At 43.8% G+C, this 25,236-nt stretch carries 25 protein-coding genes and 6 tRNA genes; 12 read left to right on the forward strand and 19 right to left on the reverse strand.

Features of this window, described 5'->3' with window-relative positions:
• The 8 genes from BB427_RS24025 to murB all read right to left on the reverse strand — a co-directional run.
• Positions 1-169: GTP-binding protein (locus BB427_RS24025; protein ID WP_254663692.1), on the reverse strand; the 169-nt coding region annotated here is incomplete at its 3' end.
• A 137-nt stretch (positions 170-306) separates the two neighbouring features.
• Positions 307-382, reverse strand: a tRNA-Thr gene (locus BB427_RS22525).
• A gap of 13 nt (positions 383-395) precedes the next feature.
• Positions 396-470 (reverse strand) — tRNA-Gly (locus tag BB427_RS22530).
• A 44-nt stretch (positions 471-514) separates the two neighbouring features.
• Positions 515-599: transfer RNA gene (locus tag BB427_RS22535), tRNA-Tyr, on the reverse strand.
• Between the two features lie 48 nt (positions 600-647).
• A tRNA-Thr gene (locus BB427_RS22540) sits at positions 648-723 on the reverse strand.
• A gap of 124 nt (positions 724-847) precedes the next feature.
• Positions 848-1,540 carry a type III pantothenate kinase gene (locus BB427_RS22545; RefSeq protein ID WP_069023420.1) on the reverse strand — a complete coding sequence of 231 codons (693 nt, stop codon included), beginning with the start codon at positions 1,538-1,540 and terminating at the stop codon, positions 848-850.
• The gene (gene birA / locus BB427_RS22550; protein WP_069023422.1) at positions 1,537-2,529 is read right to left on the reverse strand and encodes a bifunctional biotin--[acetyl-CoA-carboxylase] ligase/biotin operon repressor BirA; all 993 of its coding nucleotides are present in this window, start codon (positions 2,527-2,529) and stop codon (positions 1,537-1,539) included. Before birA ends, BB427_RS22545 begins: the two co-directional genes overlap by 4 nt.
• Positions 2,516-3,535 (reverse strand): UDP-N-acetylmuramate dehydrogenase, encoded by a 1,020-nt coding sequence (gene murB, locus BB427_RS22555; RefSeq protein ID WP_069023424.1) that lies wholly within the window; start codon positions 3,533-3,535, stop codon positions 2,516-2,518. Before murB ends, birA begins: the two co-directional genes overlap by 14 nt.
• 180 nt (positions 3,536-3,715) lie before the next feature.
• Here murB and BB427_RS22560 point away from each other — a divergent pair, with 180 nt between their 5' ends.
• Positions 3,716-5,563, forward strand: a complete 1,848-nt coding sequence (locus BB427_RS22560) for a M1 family metallopeptidase (RefSeq protein ID WP_083229924.1) — start codon at positions 3,716-3,718, stop codon at positions 5,561-5,563.
• A 233-nt stretch (positions 5,564-5,796) separates the two neighbouring features.
• Here BB427_RS22560 and hemE read toward each other — a convergent pair whose 3' ends face one another.
• Positions 5,797-6,861 carry a uroporphyrinogen decarboxylase gene (gene hemE, locus BB427_RS22565; RefSeq protein ID WP_010374544.1) on the reverse strand — a complete coding sequence of 355 codons (1,065 nt, stop codon included), beginning with the start codon at positions 6,859-6,861 and terminating at the stop codon, positions 5,797-5,799.
• Between the two features lie 466 nt (positions 6,862-7,327).
• Here hemE and BB427_RS22570 point away from each other — a divergent pair, with 466 nt between their 5' ends.
• Entirely contained in the window at positions 7,328-7,798 is a 471-nt protein-coding gene (locus tag BB427_RS22570; RefSeq protein ID WP_010607921.1) for an Rsd/AlgQ family anti-sigma factor, read from the forward strand.
• A gap of 76 nt (positions 7,799-7,874) precedes the next feature.
• Here the strand turns inward: BB427_RS22570 and fkpA are convergent, their stop codons facing one another.
• Positions 7,875-8,627 carry an FKBP-type peptidyl-prolyl cis-trans isomerase gene (gene fkpA / locus BB427_RS22575; RefSeq protein ID WP_026001096.1) on the reverse strand — a complete coding sequence of 251 codons (753 nt, stop codon included), beginning with the start codon at positions 8,625-8,627 and terminating at the stop codon, positions 7,875-7,877.
• 268 nt (positions 8,628-8,895) lie between these two features.
• Between fkpA and BB427_RS22580 the strand changes: the two genes are divergently transcribed.
• Positions 8,896-9,909, forward strand: a complete 1,014-nt coding sequence (locus BB427_RS22580; RefSeq protein ID WP_069023426.1) for a WD40 repeat domain-containing protein — start codon at positions 8,896-8,898, stop codon at positions 9,907-9,909.
• Entirely contained in the window at positions 9,906-10,118 is a 213-nt protein-coding gene (locus tag BB427_RS22585) for a SlyX family protein (protein WP_010374533.1), read from the forward strand. Before BB427_RS22580 ends, BB427_RS22585 begins: the two co-directional genes overlap by 4 nt.
• Before the next feature lie 28 nt (positions 10,119-10,146).
• Here BB427_RS22585 and BB427_RS22590 read toward each other — a convergent pair whose 3' ends face one another.
• Positions 10,147-10,347: a YheV family putative zinc ribbon protein gene (locus BB427_RS22590; RefSeq protein ID WP_010374531.1), complete on the reverse strand. Its 201-nt coding sequence runs from the start codon at positions 10,345-10,347 to the stop codon at positions 10,147-10,149.
• A 130-nt stretch (positions 10,348-10,477) separates the two neighbouring features.
• Between BB427_RS22590 and BB427_RS22595 the strand changes: the two genes are divergently transcribed.
• The 6 genes from BB427_RS22595 (at position 10,478) to BB427_RS22615 (ending at position 15,961) form a co-directional block, all read left to right on the forward strand.
• Positions 10,478-12,406 (forward strand): ATP-binding cassette domain-containing protein, encoded by a 1,929-nt coding sequence (locus tag BB427_RS22595; RefSeq protein ID WP_069023428.1) that lies wholly within the window; start codon positions 10,478-10,480, stop codon positions 12,404-12,406.
• A complete protein-coding gene (locus BB427_RS22600) occupies positions 12,400-12,849 on the forward strand; it encodes a TIGR02444 family protein (protein WP_069023430.1) in 450 nt (149 codons plus the stop codon). The genes BB427_RS22595 and BB427_RS22600 overlap by 7 nt, the downstream gene beginning before the upstream one ends.
• Positions 12,850-13,022: 173 nt before the next feature.
• Complete coding sequence (locus tag BB427_RS24570) at positions 13,023-13,169, forward strand: hypothetical protein (RefSeq protein ID WP_010374526.1); 147 nt, start codon at positions 13,023-13,025, stop codon at positions 13,167-13,169.
• 247 nt (positions 13,170-13,416) lie between these two features.
• On the forward strand, positions 13,417-14,424 hold the full coding sequence (locus BB427_RS22605; protein WP_069023432.1) for a hydrolase: 1,008 nt from the start codon (positions 13,417-13,419) through the stop codon (positions 14,422-14,424).
• A 1-nt stretch (position 14,425) separates the two neighbouring features.
• Positions 14,426-14,671: a YheU family protein gene (locus tag BB427_RS22610; RefSeq protein WP_010607914.1), complete on the forward strand. Its 246-nt coding sequence runs from the start codon at positions 14,426-14,428 to the stop codon at positions 14,669-14,671.
• Positions 14,672-14,776: 105 nt separating this feature from the next.
• On the forward strand, positions 14,777-15,961 hold the full coding sequence (locus BB427_RS22615; protein ID WP_039494707.1) for a dipeptidase: 1,185 nt from the start codon (positions 14,777-14,779) through the stop codon (positions 15,959-15,961).
• A 54-nt stretch (positions 15,962-16,015) separates the two neighbouring features.
• On the opposite strand, the gene BB427_RS22620 is transcribed toward BB427_RS22615, so the two are convergent.
• From BB427_RS22620 to nudE, 5 genes are all read right to left on the reverse strand, one after another.
• Positions 16,016-17,605, reverse strand: coding sequence for a methyl-accepting chemotaxis protein (locus BB427_RS22620; RefSeq protein ID WP_069023433.1), 1,590 nt, complete (start codon positions 17,603-17,605; stop codon positions 16,016-16,018).
• Positions 17,606-18,578: 973 nt separating this feature from the next.
• A tRNA-Met gene (locus BB427_RS22625) sits at positions 18,579-18,655 on the reverse strand.
• Positions 18,656-18,820: 165 nt separating this feature from the next.
• Positions 18,821-18,897 (reverse strand) — tRNA-Met (locus tag BB427_RS22630).
• A gap of 135 nt (positions 18,898-19,032) precedes the next feature.
• Entirely contained in the window at positions 19,033-19,836 is an 804-nt protein-coding gene (gene cysQ / locus BB427_RS22635; protein ID WP_069023435.1) for a 3'(2'),5'-bisphosphate nucleotidase CysQ, read from the reverse strand.
• A gap of 1 nt (position 19,837) precedes the next feature.
• Entirely contained in the window at positions 19,838-20,401 is a 564-nt protein-coding gene (gene nudE / locus BB427_RS22640) for an ADP compounds hydrolase NudE (protein ID WP_017219353.1), read from the reverse strand.
• Positions 20,402-20,462: 61 nt separating this feature from the next.
• Here nudE and yrfG point away from each other — a divergent pair, with 61 nt between their 5' ends.
• Positions 20,463-21,122 (forward strand): GMP/IMP nucleotidase, encoded by a 660-nt coding sequence (gene yrfG / locus BB427_RS22645; protein ID WP_045989426.1) that lies wholly within the window; start codon positions 20,463-20,465, stop codon positions 21,120-21,122.
• On the opposite strand, the gene BB427_RS22650 is transcribed toward yrfG, so the two are convergent.
• Complete coding sequence (locus BB427_RS22650; protein ID WP_017219351.1) at positions 21,119-21,739, reverse strand: dUTP diphosphatase; 621 nt, start codon at positions 21,737-21,739, stop codon at positions 21,119-21,121. The genes yrfG and BB427_RS22650 overlap by 4 nt on opposite strands.
• A 114-nt stretch (positions 21,740-21,853) precedes the next feature.
• Between BB427_RS22650 and BB427_RS22655 the strand changes: the two genes are divergently transcribed.
• Positions 21,854-22,480: a peroxiredoxin-like family protein gene (locus BB427_RS22655; protein WP_069023437.1), complete on the forward strand. Its 627-nt coding sequence runs from the start codon at positions 21,854-21,856 to the stop codon at positions 22,478-22,480.
• Positions 22,481-22,518: 38 nt separating this feature from the next.
• Here BB427_RS22655 and BB427_RS22660 read toward each other — a convergent pair whose 3' ends face one another.
• Positions 22,519-24,852, reverse strand: a complete 2,334-nt coding sequence (locus BB427_RS22660; protein ID WP_069023438.1) for a fatty acid cis/trans isomerase — start codon at positions 24,850-24,852, stop codon at positions 22,519-22,521.
• On the reverse strand, positions 24,853-25,221 hold the full coding sequence (locus tag BB427_RS22665) for a hypothetical protein (protein WP_069023440.1): 369 nt from the start codon (positions 25,219-25,221) through the stop codon (positions 24,853-24,855).
• Positions 25,222-25,236: the final 15 nt, after the last annotated feature.

Raw genomic sequence — 25,236 nt, forward strand, 5'->3', positions numbered from 1 at the left:
GCTCTTCTGGAGCGTTATCGATTGATGCGAAGTCTTTTGCTGTACCACCGTATACTTTTGCAAGTACGTTAGTGATTGCTGCAGTTAGAGTTGTTTTACCGTGGTCAACGTGGCCGATAGTACCAACGTTTACGTGCGGTTTTACGCGTTCAAACTTTTCTTTTGCCATGACGAAACCTATAAGTTTTGTGTATCTAGATTACATATAAAAATAATCCACGACGAGTGTGGATTAGAATTATTCAGTCTATTATAAATATTTTTTCGACAATTCAAAGGAAGTATTTGAGAAGATTCTTCGGAGACTGGTGCTGATAGGCAGATTTGAACTGCCGACCTCACCCTTACCAAGGGTGCGCTCTACCAACTGAGCTATATCAGCACGCCAGACGAACTGGAGCGGGCAGCGGGAATCGAACCCGCATCATCAGCTTGGAAGGCTGAGGTAATAGCCATTATACGATGCCCGCTTTAGGAACCTGTTCTTAACTACCTCTAACCGTCAAGAATAAAGTGGTGGAGGGAGCTGGATTCGAACCAGCGAAGGCTGAGCCGTCAGATTTACAGTCTGATCCCTTTGGCCGCTCGGGAACCCCTCCACGTAAAATTCTTTCCTAAAGCATCCTATACAAGATAGGGTAAAAAGATGGTGCCGACTATCCGAGTCGAACGGATGACCTACTGATTACAAGTCAGTTGCTCTACCAACTGAGCTAAGTCGGCACTGCTTTAGTACGGGGCGAGATATTAGAGCAACCATTGACTTGATGCAACAGGAATATGCAAAAAAATTTAAATTTATTGTTCAAACGCTCAGTTTTAAGCCAATCCCATGACATTTTTACAGTTATTGTGGGTTTTTCCACCAAACTGACAGCCCTTTGAATACCAAAAGGTCATCAAAAACCGCTGACGCAATATGGTTTTTTATTAACTCGCCATATCCACCTGCGCACAATACCAACGCAGACTCATTATTAAGTTGCTGTTTTGCACTATGTACGAGCCCAAGTGTTGCGGCTAACGCACCATTTTTCACCGCTTCTGGTGTATTTTTAGCAAATTCTGCGGCAAACGGCGTGTTGTCATCACAAAATACCCGCTCTGCACGCGCGGTAATACTGGAAATCATGAGATCGATACCTGGTAAAATCCACCCTCCCATGTGTATCCCTTGTGCAGTCACTACATCAACTGTGGTCGCAGTGCCAGAATCAACTACGATAATATCTTGTGTTGGATATAGAGCATGCGCGGCAAGTACCGCAAGCCACCTATCAATTCCCAAATTTTTAAAATTAGGATAGGCGCAAGTTACCCCAGCTCGCCTTGGCGATACTTGTGCTTGCTCTAACACAAGACCAAACTCAGAGGCGCGACTTTCCACCCACTGTAATCCCGCTCCCTTACCAACCTGAGAGCAGATAATTGCGGTTAGCTTTTGCCATTCAATATCACTTTCTTTTACTGGACTAATACGGCCTTCATGCTCAAGTGCATATTTAACTGCAGTATTACCTACGTCGATTAGCAGTTTCACGATATCACCTTTCTTAACGAAATTTCACCGCCATAAAAAGCTTTAAGCTCACCATCTTGCCTAAGCAATAAGCCGCCTTGCATATCGATGCCTTCACAGATCCCGCGCCATTCTCTTTGTCCTGTACTCAAGGTCACTGCGTCACCTTTAAAGGCATTTAGACTATTCCATTCGGTCACCATTTCGCTCAGTCCAGACTCTTTATACTGGGCAAGACGCTCAGACAAGGAGTGAGTGAGCTGCACCACTAACTGATTTTTATCAATTTGGCCTAAGTGCGTTTGCAGATCTGTCCAAGCTTGGTCGATGTGTTTAGAGGCAGATTCTGGCATGCATATATTTAGCCCAATCCCAATCACAAGATGGCAAGGCCCTTCCACCTGCCCCTCTAGCTCAACCAAGATACCCGCCAATTTTTGCTGGTTGAGATAAATGTCGTTTGGCCATTTTAGTTCAACGGAAATACCATAAAGAACCTTTAACGCATCATATACTGCAAGTCCTACAGCAATAGATAAGCCCATCGCGGCTTGCATACCAGCGTCAAACTGCCAGTAATAACTGTAATAAAGGTTAGCACCAAAGGGCGATTGCCATACCCGACCTCTGCGCCCTCTGCCAGCTTGCTGCATTTCAGCCACCAAGACATGACCTGAGCCCATATTCTGTTTTTCCTGCAAACGACGCATTAGCTCGCTATTCGTTGAGTCTATAATTGCGTGATATTCGATTGGACACTCACTTTGAAACTGCTGTTGCCATAGAGTATTCAACTTACTTTGATGAATAAGCGGTAAGCTATAATTGAGTTTATAACCGCGGCCATTGACTCGAAAAATATCCACGCCCATCTCTTGCAACGCCGCTATATGCTTCGCAATAGCCGCGCGACTAATACCTAATTGCTCGCCAAGTTCTTGCCCTGAGATAAATTCTCCTTTATTCAAGGCCGCTAAAATCGTTTGCTTTTTATGATCAGACGTTTTCATGGCATTCCACACTTTGTAACTGACATTCACCATGCTTTGTTATAAGGCGCACTTCATGCTCGAGTAACACAGCAAATTTTTGCCAAACGGTTTGCTGAATATGGCTCACTAACTGTGTTAAATCTTCACCGGTGCTGCCACCACTATGAACAAGTACCAGTGCTTGTTTCTCATACACACGAATGGCTCCACGGTGGCAGCCTTTTAGACCCGCTTTGTCAATTAACCAGCCAGCCGCAAGTTTTACATTGTCATTATCCACATCAAACGCTGGCATCTCTGGAAATTTACTTTGCAACTGAGCTGCAAACGCCCTATCAACTACTGGATTTTTAAAAAAGCTCCCAGCATTTGCAAGCGTCGCAGGATCGGGCAATTTACTGTTTCGAGTAACTATCACCGCTTCACAAATCTCTTGCGCGGTTGCTGTATCACTCAAGCTTTGTAGAGGGCCATAACTTAACGTTGGCTGCCAACGTTTAGGCAATGTCAATGTCACTTCAGTAATAACGAACTTATCTTTTAGACGGTGTTTAAAGACTGAATCTCGATAGCCAAATTCACACTCGGCATTTGTTAATGTCATGAAGCGCCGCTCAGCGATATCAAATCCTCTAACGGCGGTGATAAATTGTGATACTTCAACGCCGTAAGCGCCGATATTTTGTACCGGCGCCGCACCAACAGTACCAGGGATCAGCGCGAGATTTTCTAACCCGTCAATTCCGTTATCAAGCAGCTTTATAACGAGCTGATGCCAGTTTTCTCCAGCTGCGACTGTAACGATATAATCATCATCTTGTTGCTCGATATCGACACCTAAGGTCGCAAGCTTAATAACGGTTCCAGCATAGTCTTCCAGAAAAATGGTATTACTCCCTTCCCCAATTAAAAAGAAAGGACGACTGAAATCGAGCTCAACCAGCGCATGTGGATCTGTGATAACAATAAGGGACTCGCAGCCCGACGGCAGCGAAAAAGTGTGATAAGACTGCAAACTAGTCACTGCAGCACCTTGCCAATATTAACTAAACTGGCGCTAGTGTAGCGCATTGCCCTGACTTACGCATTAACGTCATCTTACCCATCATTTTATGTAACCCATCGGCTTATACTGTTTAAATGGTCAGAAATTAGTTATGTTAGCCGTTCTAATTGGGAATATTCTTTTTATAAGAGCAGCATTATGATTAAACTTTCGGCACTTACGCTCAGCCTTGCCATGGCTGGCCTTGTCCACACTGCTGATGTAAACGCAGCCGTTGACCAACACACTTACGCCAATCTTAACGATGTTATTACCACACACTTGCATTTAGACCTAGACGTTGACTTTGAAGATAAGCAGCTAGAAGGTTTTGTTGAACACACACTAGATTGGCAAAATCGCCAAGCAAAAACACTGGTACTAGATACGCGTGACCTCGAAATCGACAAAGTGATGTATCAAGGTAAAGATGATAAATGGCATACCGCCAAGTTTGATCTTGCCAAGCGCGATGATGTGAAAGGTGCTAAGTTAACTATTCACTTTAAAGAGCAAGCAAAAAAAGCACGTATTTATTACAACAGCTTGCCAGTAGCATCAGGTCTGCAGTGGTTAACACCGCAGCAAACCGCAAGTAAATCTCACCCATTTATGTATAGCCAGTCTCAAGCGATTCATGCTCGTAGTTGGATCCCCGTGCAGGATACGCCAGCAATGCGTGTGACTTACTCTGCTCGCGTACATACGCCTAAAGATGTACGTGCGGTAATGAGTGCGGACAATACCGGCGCATTGATCAAAGATGGCGATTATTGGTTTGATATGCCGCAAGCTATCCCACCGTACCTAATTGCAATTGGTGCAGGTAATCTTGAATATAAAGAGATGTCGCACCAAACTGCGATTTTTGCAGAACCGCAAATCCTTGATGCCTCTGTTGCAGAGTTTAACGATACACAAGCGATGATCGACAAAACCAATGCCATGTATGGTGAATACGCTTGGGGTAGATACGACCTGCTCATGTTGCCGCCTAGCTTCCCGTTTGGTGGTATGGAAAATCCACGCCTGTCATTTATCACGCCAACTGTAGTTGCCGGTGACAAAAGTTTAGTAAACCTAATCGCCCACGAGCTAGCGCACTCTTGGTCTGGCAACTTAGTGACCAACGCAACATGGGAAGACCTATGGCTAAATGAGGGTTTCACCTCTTACGTTGAAAACCGTATTATGGAAGAAGTGTTTGGCCGCGACCGCGCGGTGATGGAGCAAGCACTTGACGCTGCAGGCCTACGCGCACAACTTAAAACTATTGCCGCTCCTGATACACGCATGAATTTAGAGCTTAATGGCCGCGATCCTGACGATGCGTTTAGCTCTGTACCTTACACTAAAGGTCAATTATTCCTTATTTATCTAGAAGAAAAGTTTGGTCGTGACAAGTTCGACAAGTTTGTTAAAACCTACTTTAACACTTTCTCTTTTAAATCTCTGACTACTGATGAATTCGTCGCGTACTTAGACAAAAACTTGCTACAGCAATATCCTGGTATCGTGAGCTTGGAAAAAGCCAAAGAGTGGATTTATGAGCCTGGCTTGCCAAGCGACGCACCGAACCCAACTTCTGATGCCTTTGAAAAAGTGGATGCGCTAACTCAAGCTTGGTTAAAAGACGAGAAAACACTTGCAGATTTACCGACCGACGCTTGGACAGTACATGAGTGGCTGCACTTTATCAATAACCTACCAAGAGATCTCGCCATCGAGCGTATGGAAGCATTGGACAAGACATTTAAGCTGACGCAATCGACCAACGCTGAACGCGCATTTGCTTGGTATATGCTAGCAGTAGGTAACGGCTACCAAGCTATTTACCCAGACCTTGAAAAGCATCTAGTAAGTATTGGTCGTCGCAAGCTTATTGTGAATTTATACAAGTCTCTCATTAAGAATGGCAAACGTGACTGGGCTTACCGTGTTTATCAACAAGCACGTCCGGGATACCACCCACTTGCTCAAGGCACCATCGACGCCTTATTTGAATAATACCAATTGTATTAGATAAATGAGCTATTTGAATCGGAGAAATAGCTTTAGTAGCTAGGCAAAAATTTTGCTATTTAGTTGTTCTAAATGAGAAATTTTTAACGACGCTAATATGGTATTTCACCCTTCAAATTGATTGGAGACTTAGTGCAATTGGTATAATACATTTCAAAAACAAAAAGAGCGCTTCAATAAGCGCTCTTTGCTATTTTAAGTTTTAGTTCAAACTTAAATTACTTGTGATATTGACGGCTAAATTCGTGAACCGCATTGATGAAAACACCTGCATTTTCAGGGTCAACATCAGGCGTAATGCCATGGCCTAAGTTAAAGACATGACCATTACCTTCGCCAAAACCAGCTAAGATATGCTGAACTTCTTCACGAATACGCTCATGGGTACCGTGTAGCATTGAAGGATCCATATTACCTTGTAGTGCAACTTTATCGCCTACACGACGTTTTGCATCGGCGATATCAATCGTCCAATCAAGGCCAACTGCATCACATCCAGTAGCTGCAATTGCTTCAATCCATTGACCGCCGTTCTTCGTGAATAATGTCACGGGTACTTTGCGACCGTCATTTTCACGGATCAGGCCATCTACAATTTTGTGCATATATTGTAGTGAAAACTCTTTGTAGTCACGTGGGCTTAACACCCCGCCCCATGAGTCGAAGATCATTAGCGACTGAGCACCCGCTTTTACTTGCGCATTTAGGTAGTCGATAACCGAATCAGCCACTTTATCTAGCAGTAGGTGCAGTGTCTGCGGCTCCGCAAACGCCATCTTTTTAATCTTACCGAATGTTTTGCTGCTACCGCCTTCAATCATGTAAGTCGCTAGCGTCCATGGTGAGCCGGAGAAACCAATAAGTGGTACTTCACCTTTAAGCTCACGACGAATTGTGCTCACCGCATTCATTACATAACCAAGCTCATCGGTTGGATCTAATTTTGGTAGCTTTTTAACATCATCTAACGATTGGATAGGACGCTCAAACTTTGGACCTTCACCAGTTTCAAAGTAAAGTCCAAGTCCCATTGCATCTGGAATAGTCAAAATATCGCTAAACAGAATCGCCGCATCTAGTGGATAACGACGCAGCGGCTGTAATGTCACTTCACATGCCAGTTCTGCATTTTTACAAAGGCTCATAAAGTCACCAGCTTGTGCTCTGGTGGCACGATACTCTGGTAGATAACGACCAGCTTGGCGCATCATCCATACTGGTGTGACGTCAACTGGTTGTTTTAATAGCGCTCGTAAATAACGATCGTTTTTTAATTCGCTCATAGCGTCTCTATTCCAATACTTAAATTCAATTGTGCGGATTGTATCACTAAGTGCACATGGGCACTATCTAAACTATCCTTGCCAACGCCTCGTTATGATCTAGATTAAACCTCACTTTATTAGGAACAAATTCATAAGCTTGTGTAAAAATTACCGAAACAAGCGATTAAACTGTTTGCAACACGATTAAAAGGTTGGTATAAAATTACCGCGTTAGAAAAATAACAACAAAACACCTTCAATTAGAAAAATAACAACATTACGCAACAAGCTAAACTGCTATTTTGAACCACCTTGAGTTTCTCTCGGTGGTTTTTTTATTTTTATCCTCCTGAATTTGTTAACATTCCCGATAATCAAACCAATAATCTTTTGATCTTTTTACGCTTTTACAGAAAAAATTGGTTGACCTTTTGCCCCGTTTCCCTTTCCATAGAGGTAGGTAACCCGCTTAAGGAGAATCACTATGCTTTCGCAGTTAGAACAAGCCCAACAGAAATGGGGAGGCAGCCATAGTGTAATTGATGCATGGTTAGCAGAGCGTCAGGAACTATTGGTTTTATATTATAAAGTTGCAGGATGCTCACCAACTCGAAATGGTAAAGCACTTCCTGAGCAAGTTGACATTCAGTCATTCTGCCAGATTTTGATGGATTATCTTTCAGCTGGTCATTTTGAAATTTATGACAACATTGTTGAGGCCTGCCAAGAAAAAGGCCCTGAAAGCGCAAAATTGGCTCAGTCACTGTACCCTCGGATCACAGATACGACTGATACCGCACTTGATTTCAACGACAAATACGCTGAAGTAAATCAAGAAACGCAAGAATTAGCAGACTTCGATAACGACTTGTCTGTGTTAGGTGAAACGCTTGAGTTGCGCTTCCAATTGGAAGACGAACTGATCGATAACCTTTATTCTAATCACACTGAATAGTCTAAATTTGCGGGCACCAAAATATAAAAAAAGGTGAGATAGCTATCTCACCTTTTTCTTTGCAGACACTGCCAAATTATTCAGCAGCTTCTTCAGCTTCGTCTTCGATACCTAGCAGCTCAACTTCAAATACCAGTGTTGAATTAGCTGGAATTTTACCAAGGTTACGAGTGCCGTATGCAAGCTCCGCAGGAATCGTAAACTTATACTTAGCGCCAGTGTTCATTAACTGCAGACCTTCAGTCCAACCTGCAATAACTTGATTTAGGTTGAAAGTGGCAGGCTCATTACGTGCATAAGAGCTATCGAACTCAGAACCATCTAACAAAGTACCTTTATAATGTACTGTCACCTTGTCTGTTGCGACTGGCTTTTTACCATCACCTTCGCTTAGCACTTCATACTGAAGACCTGACTCAGTCACCTGAACGCCCTCTTTCTTCGCGTTCTCAGCTAGGTACTTATCGCCTTCTTCTTTATTCTTCTTCGCGTCAGCTTCAACTTTAGCAGCTTGCTTTTCACGAACAGAAGAATCTAGTGAAGTGAGTACTTCACGGATTTTTGCTTCATCCAGCTTAGCTTCACCAGCCAGAGCGTCTTTAAAACCACGCATAAGTAACTCTTGATCAAGTTCAATGCCTAGCTCTTTTTTATCCGCTAAGTCTTTTTGCAAGAAGTTACCAACTGAAGCACCGATACCGTATGCTTGCTGTTGCACCTCTGTATCTAGCTTAACTTCAGCAGGCTTCTGCTCTTCTGCTTTTTTATTACACGCTACTAGTGCTAACACTGAAGCAGCAACGAGTGACAGTTTAATTGTCTGTTTCATTCTCAACTCTCCGACAGTCCCTACTATCAAAACACCAATGCTCGCGCAAGAGAGCTTGATATGCGGTGCCATTGTTAATTTTATATTAATAAGAAAAGGTGCTAGCCACATTAACATTCTCTGATCAGAATGCCAATATGCATTTGCTTGCCATTATCGCGTAACGACATTACGCTTTTAATACGCTAATATCAAAATAATATCTTGTTTTTAGTGCCTTTAGTCTACCTGTTGTAGACTTCGGAGTTAAGGAGGATTTACCTAATTTATGGTCAAACTCGTCAACATTAAGTGGACAAGCCTCCTCTTTGCATGCGCGATGCTCAGTTGCTTCACCTTAACCGGCTGTGGCCCTGACACTTCAAAAGCCGTTATGACCGTAGAACATGCCAGCAGAGGGGCATTTTCTGCTGCTATCTCTGCGGACGGTCACTACAGCCTTGTTTCTTCCATAGAGCATGGGGCCGTACTTTGGGATAATCAAGAGCAAGGCCTCAAATTTCAATGGCGTCACTCCGATGCCCCCGACGATCTCATTCACTCACTGGCTTTAGCTAATGACAACTCCACGGCCGTCACTGCCACTGATAAAACATTCGCCATCTGGAGCATCGAAAGCGGTCAAAACCTAGGATATTTTGAGATCGAGTCTGGCACTATTCGAGATATCGCAATTAGCAATGCGGGCCGATATTTACTCTATGCCCGCAGTGATAACGTTGTCGTTCACCTCGACTTAGAGAGTGGAAGGCGGATAGAGTTCCTTGGACATCAAGAAAATATCAATTCTATTGCCATGTCTCCCAATGGCCACTTTGCCTTAACCGGAGGCAACGACTATACCGCTTACTTTTGGGATACTAGAACAGGGCAAGTGATCCATCGCTTTAACCACCCAAGTCGCGTGACCAAAGTTGCATTAGATGACCAAGGAAGATTTGCTTTTACCGCAGATAGCATGAAAAAAGCGAGCATTTGGCAATTAACTTCTGGTGATCTCAAAGCACAATTACAGTATATTGCTCGCCAGAAAATTTTCAGTGCAGTGCGCTTTAATCAAGACGCAACGCTCTTGGCTACCGGCTCACCTAACCGCGAGCTTATTTTATGGCAAGTGAGTGATGGCGAACGATTGCAAACTTGGCGTGTACAACCCCGAGAAGGCAGCCGCCCCAAGTCTGCGGTTGTATTTGACGTTGCTTTTCAAGACCAAGACACTGCATTGTTAACCGAGAGTTCCAGCGGACTACTGGAAAAATTTGCGCAGGTGAAAAAGCCATGAACGAAATCGAAAACAGAATTACTGAGCTTGAGGCTAAGCTTGCCTTTCAAGAAGATACAATCGAAACCTTAAATGAAGAGCTAAAGGCACATCAGCAGCGCTTGGCTAAAATGCAACGACAAATTGAGCTATTGGCAGAGAAAATGAAGGAAGGCCGCGACCCAGGTTTAATGCCTCAACATCAAGAGCCACCACCACCGCACTACTAACAAATTAATTGAAAACCGGGGTGATCACTCACTCCGGTTTGAACACCCCAATAACTTGCTCAAACTGGCGGGTGGAAGCCTGTACCGCGTCTTTCGGCTGTGACATTACGTGGCCACACTCAACACATTCAACTTTTTCAACATCATGCTCTTTGTAGAGCATCATTACGTCGATTTTTTGGCATTCTGGACAACTTGCCCCTGCAATAAAACGCTTCTTAACTTTCAACTCTACACCTCTAATGAACACCGAGTTTAAGGTTTGTCATTTTATCCTAATTTTATTTGTCATGATACGCTTGGAGTAAGGGATTGGATCCATGCTATGATGCGCGCAATTTAGACAGACTTTTAGAATTATGATCCAACTTTCTGATATCGAGCTACTTCGTGGCAGTAAAACACTGCTAAAACAAGCTAATGCAACGCTTTATCCACAACATAAGGCGGGCCTTGTCGGTGCCAATGGCTGTGGTAAATCATCTCTCTTTGCGCTGCTAAAAGGTGAGCTGCAACTCGATTCAGGTGATTTTTCTATTCCAAAAGATTGGTCTATTGCATCGGTAAAACAAGAAACCCCAGCACTCTCCATTAGCGCCCTCGAGTATGTACTACAGGGACACCCTGAATACTATGTATTGAGAACTCAGCTACAACAAGCGGAGCGGGACGGTGATGGGGAGCTACAAGCAAAAGCACACCAACAGCTAGAGAACATCAAAGGGTATAGTATTGAAGCCAAAGCGGGAGAACTACTCCATGGCCTTGGTTTTAGCAATGAACAGATTGAGTTTGCCGTTAGCGACTTTTCTGGTGGTTGGCGCATGCGCTTGAACCTTGCGCAAGCGCTGATCCGCGATGCCGATTTATTGCTTTTGGATGAGCCAACCAACCACTTGGATTTGGACGCTGTTTATTGGCTAGAACGCTTTTTGCGCGCCTATCAGGGTACATTAGTGCTTATTTCTCACGACCGCGAATTTTTAGATGCGGTTGTTGGCGAGATTTGGCATATCGACCAACAGCAGATCAACGTCTATAAAGGTCACTATTCTCAGTTTGAGCGTCAAAAAGCAGAGCGCATGGCACAGCACCAAGCGCTTTACGAGAAGCAACAAGAAACGATTGCACATTTAGAGAAGTTTATTACCCGCTTTAAAGCGAAAGCGAGTAAAGCAAAACAAGCGCAAAGTCGAGTGAAGGCCCTTGAACGCATGGAAATGCTCGCGCCCGCTCATGCAGATTCACCATTTAATTTTGAATTTGCAGATCCAACAAGCTTGCCTAATCCATTGATGACACTAGAGCAAGCCAAAGCGGGCTATGGTGACGTTACCATTTTGCATGACATCAAGCTTAATCTGGTCCCAGGTAGCCGTATTGCGTTACTTGGTCGTAACGGTGCTGGTAAATCGACCCTAATCAAGTTACTTGCCGGCGATTTAACCCCACAAGCTGGAGAAGTGTTTCAACACCAAGGATTAAATGTAGGCTATTTTGCTCAGCATCAGCTTGAGTCTCTCGATCTTGAGGCCAGTGCGGTTACCCATATTCAACGTCTAGACCCTAAAGTACCAGAGCAGCTTATTCGTGATTTCTTGGGCGGTTTTGCTTTTCATGGTGATAAGGCCCTCGAACCCGTTGCGCCGTTTTCTGGTGGCGAAAAAGCACGACTCGTACTAGCGATGTTGGTGTATCAAAAGCCGAACTTGCTGTTACTCGATGAGCCAACCAACCACCTAGATTTAGAAATGCGACACGCACTTGTGATGGCCTTACAAGGTTTTGAGGGTGCAATGGTCACGGTTTCCCACGATCGCCACATGCTGAAAAATACCGCTGACGAGTACTATTTAGTTGATAATGGGACCGTTTCTCAGTTCGGCTATGACTTAGATGCCTATTACCAATGGCTTATGAATGCCAATAAAGAGCAAGCGAAATCAAGTGGATCAGAGGCTGAACCAAAGCAAAACTCTAATGCCAATCGTAAAGAGCAAAAGCGTCTTGAAGCCGAATTCAGAAAAACCATTCAGCCGTTGAAAAAGTCGATTGAAAAGCTCGAAAAACAGCTCGACAAGCTCACTGAGCAAGCAGACGAAATTGAGCAAGCTTTGGCTGACAACAGCCTATATACGGACGAAAACAAGGCAAAATTAAGTGACTTACTAGCAAAACAAGCCAAGATAAACCCAGAGCTTAATGACACAGAAGAAAACTTATTAATGGCACTGGAAGAGTTAGAAGAAAAGCAAAACCATTTCGATGAGACTGGAGAGATATGCTAAGTCGTGAAGACTTTTGGCAGTTTGCCTGTGAATTCTACAGCCGCCCGCAGATGCAATCGCGGCTGCTGAACTTGCAAGATGCTGCAGGCAAAAATATCAACCTGTGTTTGTTACTTTGTTACCTAGACACTTTAGCACTGACGATTACCCCCGACACCCTAGCCGCACTGGTAAAGACTGCTAAGCAATTTGACCAAGCGGTGCTACAACCCCAACGCGCGATCCGCCATACCCTAAAAACACATCATAAAGACTACCAAGACTATAAAAAGTTACGAGCTGCGATGCTGACAGCAGAGCTTGAGCTTGAAAAGCGTCAACAAGCGCTATTGCTGGAGACATTAAAGCGCTTTTCGTCTGCACCACTGCAATCAAGTAACAATGTGCTGCTCTATTTGAGTCAGAGTGAGTACGACGCTTTATTCAATACGACTGACTTCTAAGCCATTAAATCAATATAAGCCCTGTTATTTACCCAACTTAGATATAAAACCTGATCGAGATCAAGCCTTTGCCTAGGTTTGATTTCACTCAGGATTGAAACTTGATCTTGATCATATCAAGCCCCTCAGACCTCCACTACTATTTACTCATCGACAAATTAGGAGGCACAGCCATGAACGTATTCTTTAGAGACTTTTTTTCCGACCCTGTGTTGTTTCTGTCTTTTGGCTTTTTAGGGATTGTAATTTTGCTGTGCTGTTATTACGTCTACTTTTTCATTAAAAAAGTCATGGACGCTGAAGTACCTAACGAACAATAGAACAGATTTAAATGTATTACCTTGGGGCGATTGAAGAACAAGTAGTAGAAGATCGGCTCGACGTAGTTCCCCAACTTGCAGAATTAAGCACGACGCACAAAGCACCTTATCAGTTTACTGGTCGGGTGCTTTTTATTTGCTTAACCCTCACCTGATAATACGTTAAACTGGCTAAAACGTGTTTTGCAACTGGATAGCTTCCTTTCTTTGCTTTGCGAGCAACCGCCAAAAAGACGCAGTTTCTATTATGAATCAAGCCATGAAAACAATAACAGCCGATAATTACGAATTTAAACCCGCTTGGTGGATGCGCAACCGCCATGCCCAAACCATACTTCCGCGATTCTTTAGGCCGAGATTACAGGTGCCCGTCGACTATGAAACACTAGACACACCAGACGATGACTTTTTAGAACTTGCATGGGCACAACACGGCGACAAATCGGCACCTTTGGTTGTGGTATTGCATGGGCTAGAAGGCAATATCAACAGCTTTTATGCAAAAGGCCTATTAAAAGCGTTGGTACACCATGGTTTTGATGCCGTACTGATGCACTTTCGCAACTGCTCACGTGAAGTGAACCGCCAAGCCAGGGCTTATCATAGCGGCGAAACTTCAGATCTTGGCTTTTTTATAGACACGCTAAAAGCCCGTTTTCCTAAACGGCCATTGTTTGCAGTTGGCTTTTCGCTTGGCGGTAATGTACTTGCCAAATACTTGGGAGAAACCAAATCGCAAAGCGGTCTTGAGGCTGGCGTTGTCGTCTCAGCGCCTTATCACCTTTCTTCCTCTTGTCAGGTGATCAGAAAGAGCTGCTTTAAGCTCTATCAAAAATACTTGCTAGACAGGATGAAAAAGTCTTTTTCACGTAAGCTAGACACCATCCAGTCGCAAATTAGGATAGACAAGCCTGCCCTTTATGCCATTGATGACCTATGGCAGTTTGACGATAAGATAACGGCACCGCTGCATGGTTTTAACGGCGCGGAAGACTATTACGCACAAGCAAGTTCGCAGCCCTACTTAACCCAGATCACGACACCAACACTCCTGATCCATGCCGAAGATGACCCCATGCTATCATCACAAGCCGTGCCTACAGCCGCTCAGGTTAACTCACCGGTGACGCTTGCAGTGAGCCCACACGGTGGTCACGTAGGGTTTATTTCGGGAAGTAACCCCTTTAAACCTAGGTTTTGGCTAGAAAGCGTTATCCCACAATATTTACAGCAAATTTATAGTAAGGCTAAGTAGTATGCTCATTCCCTATCAACAACTTCCGCAAGAGACGCTGGACAACCTTATTGAGCACTATGTGCTGCGTGAAGGAACAGACTATGGCGATACTGAAGTCAGCACCGAGAGCAAAGTCGCGCAAGTGAAAGCACAGCTAAAATCCGGAGAAGCACTGATCGTGTTCTCGGAATTACACGAATCGGTGAATATTGTTAGCAAACAACAATTTCAAGCAATGCAAGCACAGGAAGATTACGAGTATTAAAAAACCTTCAGCTTTCTTTGTATTTAGCGCTAATCGTAAACAGTTGTCGAAGTGACAGGAGTTGTTACAATCAAATTTCTATAACTATAAAGGAAAGGCAATTTTATGAAGCTCGGCACTGCTCTTTGCGCCCTCGCGCTGGCTGTTTCTACCGCTTATGCAACTGAATACAAAGCCTCTGAGCGCGCAGTTAAACTCGCTCACGATAACATCCTAATTGATACACACATCGACGTTCCATATCGCATCCAAAGTAAATGGGATGATGTTAGCCAAGCAACCGAAGGCGGTGATTTTGATTACCCTCGCGCGGTAAAAGGCGGTCTTAATGCGCCATTTATGTCTATTTATATTCCTGCTAATTTAGAATTTGAAGGTAAAGGTAAAAGCTATCAACTCGCTAATCAACTGATTGACGGTATGGAAGCCCTAGCACATCGCGCACCAGATAAATTTGCGATGGCTTACAATACCGACGACATTTATGCGCAATTTGACAGTGGTATTATGTCTATCGCGATGGGCATGGAAAATGGCTCGCCCATTGAAGGTGAGATGAAAAACCTTAAGCATTTTTATGACCGTGGCGTGCGCTATATCACCTTAGCACACTCGCAAAGCAACCATATTTCTGACTCTTCTTATGACGTACGCCGCAAATGGAAAGGCTTAAGCCCATTTGGTAAAGAGCTTGTGGTTGAAATGAACAAAATTGGTATGCTCATTGATGTATCACACATTTCCGATGACGCCTTTTATCAGGTTATGGACATTTCAAAGGTACCGGTCGTTGCTTCACATTCATCCCTGCGTAAATACACCCCAGGATTCGAGCGCAATATGGATGACGAAATGCTGAAAGCCTTGGCAAAAAATGGCGGCGTGATCCAAATTAACTTTGGCTCGAGCTTTGTGACGGCAAAAGCTGGTGCTTGGTATGACAAGCGTGACGAAGCACAAAAAGAAGCCAAAGACAAAGATCGCACCGATTTTAGAGCGGCGTTTAGAGCAAAAAATCCGTTTCCATTTGCCACACTTGATCAAGTGCTAGATCACATTGACCACGTCGTTAAGTTGATAGGGATAGATCATGTAGGGATTGGTTCAGATTACGATGGTGTGGGTGACTCACTACCGGTTGGCCTGAAAGACGTATCAACGTATCCAAATCTTGTGCAGGGTCTTTTGGATAGAGGCTACAGTGACGCTGATATCAAAAAGATTTTAGGTGGCAATACCCTGCGCGTGTGGAAACAAGCTGAGGCTTATGCAAAGAAGTTTGCTAAATAACTGTTCAAAAGACTGATTTCATAAGGTGTGCTGCACAGCACACCTTACAAGACCTTAGACTTTAAACTGGGATAATTCATCCACCAATTTACTGGTGACTCGCAGCACATCATCCGAAATTTGATGCGTTTCTCCAGACAATCGCTCACCATCCAATGTTTTGTCATTTAAATCGGTTAGATTACTGCTAATCTCAGTAGATACTGCATTTTGCTGCTGAGTCGCATGAGCGGTTTGCTCTGAAAGCTCAGTCACTTTCACCGCACTTTGTGCAATTAACTCCAATAGCTCCGTTGCCTTCGTAAAGCTTTCTACCGCTACATCAACATACTGCTTACCATCTTCAATGGTCTTTTGTGAGTCCTCTACGCTATGTGAGAATGCTTCTAACATCTTCTGAATATCATTAGTGCTGTCTTGTGTTCGAGTGGCCAGTGACCTGACTTCGTCAGCTACCACTGCAAATCCACGACCTTGTTCACCTGCTCTTGCCGCTTCAATTGCCGCGTTGAGCGCTAATAAATTGGTTTGCTCAGCAATCCCGCGAATAACATCGAGCACTTGCGTAATGTTTTCAGAGTTTTTTTGTAAAGCTAACGAACTGGAGAGTGCCGCTTCCATATTATCAGCAAGATGAGTGATTTTTTGTTTTGAATCAGCCAACACCGTTTTACCTTGTGCTGCGTAGCGATGTGAAGCTTCAGCTTCTTTCAATGAGTTTTCAGCCACCGACGAGACTTCTTGACTTGAGTGACTTAGCTGATTCACCGCGCTAACAATGGTATGTGATGACTTACCAAGCGAGTCGATTAAGTCATGGCACTGTGTGGCATAATGACTGAGTTTTGACGACAAACTCGACAGCTCGCCACCATCTTTCACAAGTGCTTTAACCATCGCCTGTAAACTCTCGAGAAAATGATTAAAGTTTAGCGATAGCTTTGCAAACTCATCATTTCCTTTGATTTCAATGCGACCAGTTAAGTCTCCGTCTCCAGAGGCAATTTCAGAGATCCTATCTGACACAAAGTTTATCTGCTTTGCTAGCTGACGAGGGATCCGATAAGCAATCCAACAAGCAATACCAAGTAGGAGCAAGGCACCAACACCAAGACCCCACTTTATCTGAGTAACCTCAGCAACGACTACCGCACGACTTGCAGCAGATTTTCCATCGGCTAATTCACCGGCTTTATCAAGCACATCACGAACTGCACCAAATAACTTAGCAGATTCTGTTTGAAGCGCTTTATCTGTTGGAGTTTTAATACTCGCCACCGTCACGCGATACCAACTTTGAAAGTCCGCATCAAAAGTTGCAAAACTACCCAGCTCACTCTGGTGGAGTGACATAAACTGAAGATACTTTTGATAGCGCTGTTTGACCTGCTCGGCGTTTTCTTCAAAATCCGCCCACTTATCTTCACCTGCTAATAATTTGAGGTAGGCTTCTTGAGCTTGATAAAAGTCTCTATCCGCATTGAGTACCACTGACACCGCTTTTAAATAGTTTTCAGTTTGGATCTCAAGTGCCGATTGCACCTTATTGAGCAACACTGAAAAACCAAAAAACACAAATAACAGCACGATCGTCAACATAGCCGTTGGCAACGAACTTTTGACTCGAATACTATGTAAATCCATCTTCATACACCTCAAATAAGAGATAGTAAAAGCCTAGACCATATAAAGATTTATAGACAAATATTCGCAGCATATAGCTACCGAGTTTAATGCTGAAAAGATGAAAATTGAGGCGATGACCTAGAGAGTAAATACTCAGCTTCAGAATCAATAGTATGAAGTTTTAGATTGTGTAGGAAAGGTAGGCTAACTATAGAACAAAGCTTAAACTTCAGTGCCAATAAAATTGGTTGCAGGAGCCATTAACTTATGAAAAGTGAACCAACAAGTTTCGGAGTAGTTCTTTAGATTGTGCTGTCCAATTAAGAATTGGTTGCGGGAGCCATTAATTTATGAAGAGTGAACCGACGAATTTCGGAGTAGTTCTTTAGACTTTGCAGTCCAATTAAGAATTGGTTGCGGAAGCCAGTAATTTATGAAAAGTGAACCGACGAGTTTTGTACTAGTTATTTAGATTTTACAGTCCAATTAAGAATTGCTTACGGGAGCCATTAGTTTATGAAGAGTGAATCGACGAGTTTCGGAGTAATTCTTTAGATTGTGCAGTCCAATTAAAAATTGGTTGCGGGGGCTATTAATTTATGAAGAGTGAACCGGCGAGTTTTGGAGTAATTCTTTAGATTGTGCAGTCTAATTAAGACTTGGTTACGGGAGCCATTAATTTATGAAGAGCGAACCGATGAGTTTTGGAGTAGTTTTTAGATTGTGCAGTCCAATTAAAAATTGCTTGCGGGAGCCATTAGTTTATGAAGAGTGAACCGACGAGTTTCGGGAGAGTTCTTTAGATTATACAGTCCAATTAAAAATTGCTTGCGGGAGCCATTAATTTATGAAAAGTGAACCGACGAGTTTTGGAGTAGTTTTTTAGATTTTACAGTCCAATTAAGAATTGGTTACGGGAGCCATTAGTTTATGAAGAGTGAACCGACGAGTTTCGGAGTAATTCTTTAGATTGTGCAGTCTAATTAAGAATTGGTTGCGGGAGCCGGATTTGAACCGACGACCTTCGGGTTATGAGCCCGACGAGCTACCAGGCTGCTCCATCCCGCGCCTGCATATTTTTGTGAATCTATTCTTCGTCGGGGACCGACGACCTTCGATTCTTTCCAGGTTTAGCGAGTCCGACGAATGATTTATCATTCTGCTCCATCCCGCGCCTGTATTTGTACTTAATTTTAAGTCTTGTACTTGAGACTTTATACATCCAACGGATGTTGGTTGCGGGAGCCGGATTTGAACCGACGACCTTCGGGTTATGAGCCCGACGAGCTACCAGGCTGCTCCATCCCGCGCCTGTATATTCTTAAAAAGGACTTCCTTTTCAAGAGGCCGCTATAATAATGGATTAAAATTTTATTGCAAGGGATTTAACGCTTAAAACAATTTAAGTGCGCAAAAATCCCACAACCTTCAACTTAAACCGTTATTTATTCTATCGTTCGATGATGTGGACTGATCAACTTTTGCCATTGCCAATCGGGATGCCCCATAACAATAAAGTCTGGGTTTTCGGTAGTTTCTCGTCGATTGTAGGTCAACGGGTTAAACTCAGCATCGGTAATACAACCCCCGGCTTCTTCGACGATGATCTGTGACGCGCCAGTATCCCACTCTCCCGTTGGTCCTACTCGTAAAAAACAATCCGCCTTACCTTCTGCGATAATGCAGGCTTTTAATGAACATGACCCAAGTGCCACAGTGTCGAACTGACTATTTAAGTACTGGCTTACCGCTTCAAGCTTTTGTCTACGGCTTACAGCCAATGTAAGCGTTTCTCTTGGCGAGACGAAAATACGTTTACTTTCGCCTGAGTCACTACGTTTAAACGCACCTTCATCTTTGCTGGCGTAATATGTCAGCCCTTGAGATGGCCAGTAAATGACGCCTAACACAGGATAATTATTTTCGATGAGCGCAATATTGACGGCAAAGTCACCGCTTTCAAGAATAAACTCCCCAGTGCCATCCATAGGATCGAGTAACCAGTATCGTTGCCAACTTTGTCGCTCACTCAATGGTGGAATTGGTGTTTCTTCAGACATTACCGGAATGTCAGGTGCTATTTCAGCAAGACCCGCCATTAAGATCTCATTAGATGCCAAATCAGCTGCAGTGACAGGAGTGTGGTCAGACTTTTCTTTTTTACCAATATCATCGGCTTGATAAATTGCCATAATGGCTTCACCGGCACGTTTTGCCAGTGCGATGCAAGGCTCTAAATAGGACTGCAATTTACGCCTCCAGATTCAAATGTGCTTTTAATAACAGTAGTGCCGCGACACTTCTTGCTTCGGTAAAGTCCTCTTGATGTAACAGATCATATAATTTATCTAGCGGCCACTTCACTACTACCAGTGGCTCTGGTTCATCACCTTCAAGCTGTTCAGGGTAAAGTTCACTAGCGACCAAAATATGCATTTTGGCATTAAAGTAACTCGGTGCCAGTGACACTACTTTGAGTTCAGAGAAAGCATTTGCACCAAAACCCACTTCTTCTTTTAGCTCTCGGTTACCCGCTTCCACCGGGGTTTCGCCAGGGTCAATTAGCCCTTTGGGAAAACCGAGTTGATAGTCATGTGTTCCTGCACAGTATTCTCTCACTAATAATAGCTCATTATCAGCAGTTATGGGCACGATCATTACTGCGCCACGGCCACCGCCACGGACTCTTTCGTATTCTCGTTGCTCGCCATTCGAAAAAGATAACGAAAGTGCTTCTACCGTGAACAATTTGCTTTTAGCCACGACGTCGCAAGCTAAAATTTCTGGTGGTGTGGGATGCTTTTTATGTGACATAGATCATTATTTGCTATCATGGCGAATAACCTAATCATAAAGCCTTTGAAGTTAAATGCCTATGCTAAATTGGTCAAATATCGATACCGTTTTGTTAGATATGGATGGCACATTACTCGACCTCCATTTTGATAATCACTTTTTTCTCGACGTCGTGCCTAAGGCACATGCAAAACGTCAAGGCTTAACCCTTGAGGCTGCAAGGGCCGACATCCTCGCCCGTTATGACGCGGTAATGGGCCAGATAGAATGGTATTGCCTAGATTATTGGCAGGAGCAACTACAGCTCCCTATTATGGAGCTTAAACGTGAAGTACAACACTTGATCTCAATTCGTGAGGATGTACCAGCGTTTTTAGAGGCCTTAAGAGAGAGTGGAAAACAGCTTATCTTGTTGACCAACGCTCACCCAAACAGTCTAAGTTTGAAAATTGAGCGTACCCAATTCGATAAGTATCTCGACAAATTGGTTTCAACCCATGAATATGGCGTAAGTAAGGAAAGTCAAATGTTGTGGCAACAGGTAGAGCGTGATTTGGGCTTTGATAAGTCCCGCACTTTATTTGTGGACGATAGCATTAGCGTGTTAAATGCTGCGCAAGAGTTTGGTATTGGCCATTTACTTGCTGTTGCTAATCCTGATAGTCGGCAACCAGAGCGAGAGATCACTGAATATCTTTCAGTCTCCGATTACCGTACCTTGCTACCTATTATAGATTAAGCTGGGTAGCGAGCTTTTAAGCCGTCGTACACGTGTGTTTTAAAGTCTGGGTGCGCTGTATCTAGACTTTTCACCACTTCGACTAAGTGTTCGTTATCTTCTTGGCCATTCCATACCTTGATGTAAGAGCCATCTTTATAGCCATGATCTTGGCGGAAGAAGTTAAGCGTGTTTTTACCGACATATCCACGGTATAGATCGTCAATAGACATCCCGATTTGCTGCATACATCCCGCAAACGCATGGGCATCAAACTCACGTTTGGTCACAGCCGCACTTGCAAGTAATTCAAGGGTTTCCTTGAAGTCTTCTGCGGTAGTTGGCTTTGCCAATTCAGCCTCTAATTGAGTCGCTAGTTGCTCAAATGACGTTTCGCCATCGATACGTAAAGACAAGCCAAAATGAAAAATATCCACTAGCTCTAAAATCACTTGCTCAGTATCTGGCGTTTGCTTTTTCCACCATTTCCAACCGTAGTGATCTAGCATTTCTGCACACTCAACCCAAATTGCGCGGTACCATTCAAACCCTTGTTCAAACCATTGTTGGTGTACTTTGGTGTTCATGGCATGTTGCATTTCTAGCATAACCACAAGCTTAGTGATGTTTGCAGACATTGTGCTCTCTCTTCATGGAAATCAATTACGAGCGATATCATACCGAAGTGAAAGATTTTCGCCAGCGCTTAGGTCTTCTGAGTCGATATCAACTTGAAACCCTAGGAACTTTTTATGCGCCATTTTATTTTATCGCTCGCTTTGGCTTGTTCAGCCTTTGTCAGCGCAGCTGAAATCACTAATATCGCCGCAGCACCTGAGCAAGTGAGTCCACTCCTTCCAGGCATTGATGCCCCTGCATTACAACTCAAAGATAAGTCAGGTAAAACTGTCGACCTCGCGACACGCTATAAAGAAAATATCACCGTACTGGTGGTTTATCGTGGTGGCTGGTGTCCGTACTGTTCAAGACAGCTCGCGGGTATCCAAGAAATTGAACCACAGCTTGTTAAAATGGGAGCACAAATTATTGCAATCGCACCAGACTCACCTGAGGCGCTGGCAAAAAGTACAATTGAATCCCCTCACTACCAACTGTTGTCTGATAACGAAATGCGTATGAGCCAAGCGTTAGGTCTCGCCTATTTCCTAGATGATAAAACAGCCCTTGCTTATCGCAACAAGTTGGGCGTAAATTTTGTTGATTTTGAGGGAAACGATAAAGTTGCCTTGCCGGTGCCAGCGGTATTTGTAGTCGATAAGAAAGGCTTGATCCAATTTCAATACGCAAACCCAAATTACAAAGTGAGACTGGATGAAAGCGTGCTACTAGCCGCGGTAAAAGCAGCTAGTCAACTATAGAAAAAGCACATAAAAAATGGAGTCCGAAGACTCCATTTTTAGCGGTTTTCTAAACGGTTATAGTCAAATAAACCATATTCAACACCACGTGTTTGCTTGGCAATATCGTGGATTAAATCACTATAACGCCAAAACTCTGGGTGAGTCCTGCGGATCCCATATTGCGCTCGTAGCGCTCGGTAATCAGACTCACTATTCATTTGGCTAAATGAATAGACGAAGTCTTCTTGTGCTGCCTCGCTTTCTAAATACCAAATTGCCTCTGGGTAATCTCCGATAAAACCTGGCACAATCGTCGCTGTATCTTCGGTATACGCTCTTTGCCCTTCTTCATTTAACAAACTGGAGATGTTGTAGTGGGCATTATGGTGTAATAGCGAGAACGCTTGATGTGAACCGTCACTTTGCTTAGTAATAATAAACGAGACCTGTGGAAGCAAATTAATCGCCCTAACGGACATGCTATTCAATGTCTGCAGTGGCTTGCCGACGGCTTGATAGTCATAATCTTTATTTAGAATCGGCTTAAGCACAGCATGCAGTTTGTCATACAGCTCTTGCTTTGGATCGTCCGTTTCGTATTTTATCCCCGTTGGCGCACCGATTAGTGATTTGCGATTGATAAACTCACTTAAGCTCAAGTGTGACTTACGATACCAATAGCGTTTAATTTCCTGACGATGACTAAGTGGCAGCAGATTTAAAAAGTTTTGCTCACCTTCAAGCCTCAAGAAGTCCATATATAAGCGTGTGATAAGCTGATGACCAATGTTGCCATACACGTCAAAACCCGCCACCAGCAAGTAGTGAATACGCTCGAACAAGGCATAGTCTAATACCCAAGCTGTTTTGGGAGGCTGACCAATAAAACCTTTAACCACCGTTGCGCTATCAAAATGACGGAAGATAGTTAATGCTGCATTCGGATTTTCCCCCTCACCACGCCAAATCAAGTCCATATTGAGACGCTGCCCATCGGCGAACATCTTATCTGCAAGCTCTGTTTTGGCACGTAAGTAATCCTGCTGCTTAGTGGCGTATTTAGCCCAACTGGAAAGCGGTAACGCATTACTTTGCTCAGCCGCAGGTAGCACCAAATCTTCATCATGTTTAAGCAGCAGCTGGTTCACCGCTTCATTGCTATTTTTTTCAGGGTCAACAAACGCCACCCAAAAATGGTCGTTGATGACATTAAGCGCTATTTGGCCTCGACATACAGGGCCTTTGATAAAGCCTTTTACAATTAACTCGGCCTCATCCAGCATAAATTGATAACGAGAATTGACAGGAATATCTTTGAATACTTTAAATGGATTTGCTGCAAGCTCTGGCTCATAACCTGGCAGTTCATCCACGTGATAATCCGCTGCATAAAATTGCTGATGTAACCGTGATAGTTTGGCGTCGTTCAATGCCAGTGGCATGTGAGTTTTTGACAAAATGGTACTGCGCACTTGCATCAATCGATAATACACCCTATCGATCTTAGGATCGTCAAACGGACGTACCGAGCTCACCAGTGCGACTGGCTGGCCAGGCGGCGTGCTTGAGCGTACCAATTGGAAAAACGCAGGATCATCCAGATGAGGGAAGTAGATATGAGCTAAATACCAATGCTCAAAAATATAACGCGCGGCAAGGCGGTGCTTATTGGAGTCCTGATTAAGAAATTGTTCCCACTTTTTCACTTCTTTTTGTGCTGCAACACTTGGCTTTGCAATCTGGCTCATTTTACTGCCACTTTGCAGCCAGGCTTCCAAGGTTTTGAATTCATCATGTGAAAGCGCTGGTAAGCCGTAGGGCATACCCGCATGAGGCTGTTGTTTCGCAAGGGTAGTGAATTCATCCATGGTTGGACAAGACTGCGTTCGATCTAAAGAGAAATCAAACTCTTTACCCAAGATGCCTTGCTCAGGAAAACGATGAGACATTTTTAACAGCAAGCTATTATAAAGCACACTTCCAGCTAGATTGCTGTATTCAGATTGATTGCGCTCATTCAGCACTGGGGTAAAACCACGCTCACGCCACTGTGTTGTGGTTTGGGCGTCGAACAACAGCCGGGTTGGTGTTTGTGCTAACAACCGTGTACCGTCATACACTAATTCCTTCGACAATCCCCTATCTATTCCTTCTGGAGATGACAATTTGAGCTGGCAGGGTGCGTCATAACAACCATGACAAACCACACAACGCGACTCCAAAATGGGCTTCACGCTTTGTAAGTAACGTGCACCGCCTTGGTGATATTGTTCGATTCGTGCTTGGGGTTGTTCCGGTCCAAACATATCATCATATTTAGACACCCCCAAAGCCACACAGCCAGAAAGCACGGCGACAATCACCGCACAAAACAGTGCACGTTTAGACATTTACTCGCCCTCGTCGTCTAACCCTAGATCAAAAGTCGGCATCATTTCTACTGGAGGCGAGACAAACAATGCATCGCTACTGGTGCTCAGCACAGCACTAAGAATAGGCCCGCGATTAATGAGCAATTGCAACTGATGTTCCGCACCTATCAACTCAGTCACTGTCGTACTAATGTTGTTGAGCGCATAGTCATCAATATGCAAGCTAATATTCTCATCTTCTTTTGGGTTTTGGCACAAATGAGCAAGGAGGTTCTCACTCAACATCACTGATACTTCAGCATCTGGAGAGTCGATATCGCGATTCTCGATGTTGTCGTCTAACAAAAAAAGCGGCAGTGATAATGGGGTATCTTGTTGTAATTCCATCAAAGGTTACCATCT

It is taken from the genome of Pseudoalteromonas sp. BMB (assembly GCF_001709235.1).
Lineage (GTDB): Bacteria > Pseudomonadota > Gammaproteobacteria > Enterobacterales > Alteromonadaceae > Pseudoalteromonas > Pseudoalteromonas maricaloris.

Coding starts and splice junctions, on each gene's coding strand:
- birA (WP_069023422.1), bottom strand. CDS start 2,529: ATGAAAACGTCTGATCATAAAAAGCAAACGATTTTAGCGGCCTTGAAT.
- BB427_RS22560 (WP_083229924.1), top strand. CDS start 3,716: ATGATTAAACTTTCGGCACTTACGCTCAGCCTTGCCATGGCTGGCCTT.
- hemE (WP_010374544.1), bottom strand. CDS start 6,861: ATGAGCGAATTAAAAAACGATCGTTATTTACGAGCGCTATTAAAACAA.
- BB427_RS22570 (WP_010607921.1), top strand. CDS start 7,328: ATGCTTTCGCAGTTAGAACAAGCCCAACAGAAATGGGGAGGCAGCCAT.
- fkpA (WP_026001096.1), bottom strand. CDS start 8,627: ATGAAACAGACAATTAAACTGTCACTCGTTGCTGCTTCAGTGTTAGCA.
- BB427_RS22580 (WP_069023426.1), top strand. CDS start 8,896: ATGGTCAAACTCGTCAACATTAAGTGGACAAGCCTCCTCTTTGCATGC.
- BB427_RS22585 (WP_010374533.1), top strand. CDS start 9,906: ATGAACGAAATCGAAAACAGAATTACTGAGCTTGAGGCTAAGCTTGCC.
- BB427_RS22595 (WP_069023428.1), top strand. CDS start 10,478: ATGATCCAACTTTCTGATATCGAGCTACTTCGTGGCAGTAAAACACTG.
- BB427_RS22600 (WP_069023430.1), top strand. CDS start 12,400: ATGCTAAGTCGTGAAGACTTTTGGCAGTTTGCCTGTGAATTCTACAGC.
- BB427_RS24570 (WP_010374526.1), top strand. CDS start 13,023: ATGAACGTATTCTTTAGAGACTTTTTTTCCGACCCTGTGTTGTTTCTG.
- BB427_RS22605 (WP_069023432.1), top strand. CDS start 13,417: ATGAATCAAGCCATGAAAACAATAACAGCCGATAATTACGAATTTAAA.
- BB427_RS22610 (WP_010607914.1), top strand. CDS start 14,426: ATGCTCATTCCCTATCAACAACTTCCGCAAGAGACGCTGGACAACCTT.
- BB427_RS22615 (WP_039494707.1), top strand. CDS start 14,777: ATGAAGCTCGGCACTGCTCTTTGCGCCCTCGCGCTGGCTGTTTCTACC.
- BB427_RS22620 (WP_069023433.1), bottom strand. CDS start 17,605: ATGGATTTACATAGTATTCGAGTCAAAAGTTCGTTGCCAACGGCTATG.
- nudE (WP_017219353.1), bottom strand. CDS start 20,401: ATGTCACATAAAAAGCATCCCACACCACCAGAAATTTTAGCTTGCGAC.
- yrfG (WP_045989426.1), top strand. CDS start 20,463: ATGCTAAATTGGTCAAATATCGATACCGTTTTGTTAGATATGGATGGC.
- BB427_RS22650 (WP_017219351.1), bottom strand. CDS start 21,739: ATGTCTGCAAACATCACTAAGCTTGTGGTTATGCTAGAAATGCAACAT.
- BB427_RS22655 (WP_069023437.1), top strand. CDS start 21,854: ATGCGCCATTTTATTTTATCGCTCGCTTTGGCTTGTTCAGCCTTTGTC.
- BB427_RS22660 (WP_069023438.1), bottom strand. CDS start 24,852: ATGTCTAAACGTGCACTGTTTTGTGCGGTGATTGTCGCCGTGCTTTCT.
- BB427_RS22665 (WP_069023440.1), bottom strand. CDS start 25,221: ATGGAATTACAACAAGATACCCCATTATCACTGCCGCTTTTTTTGTTA.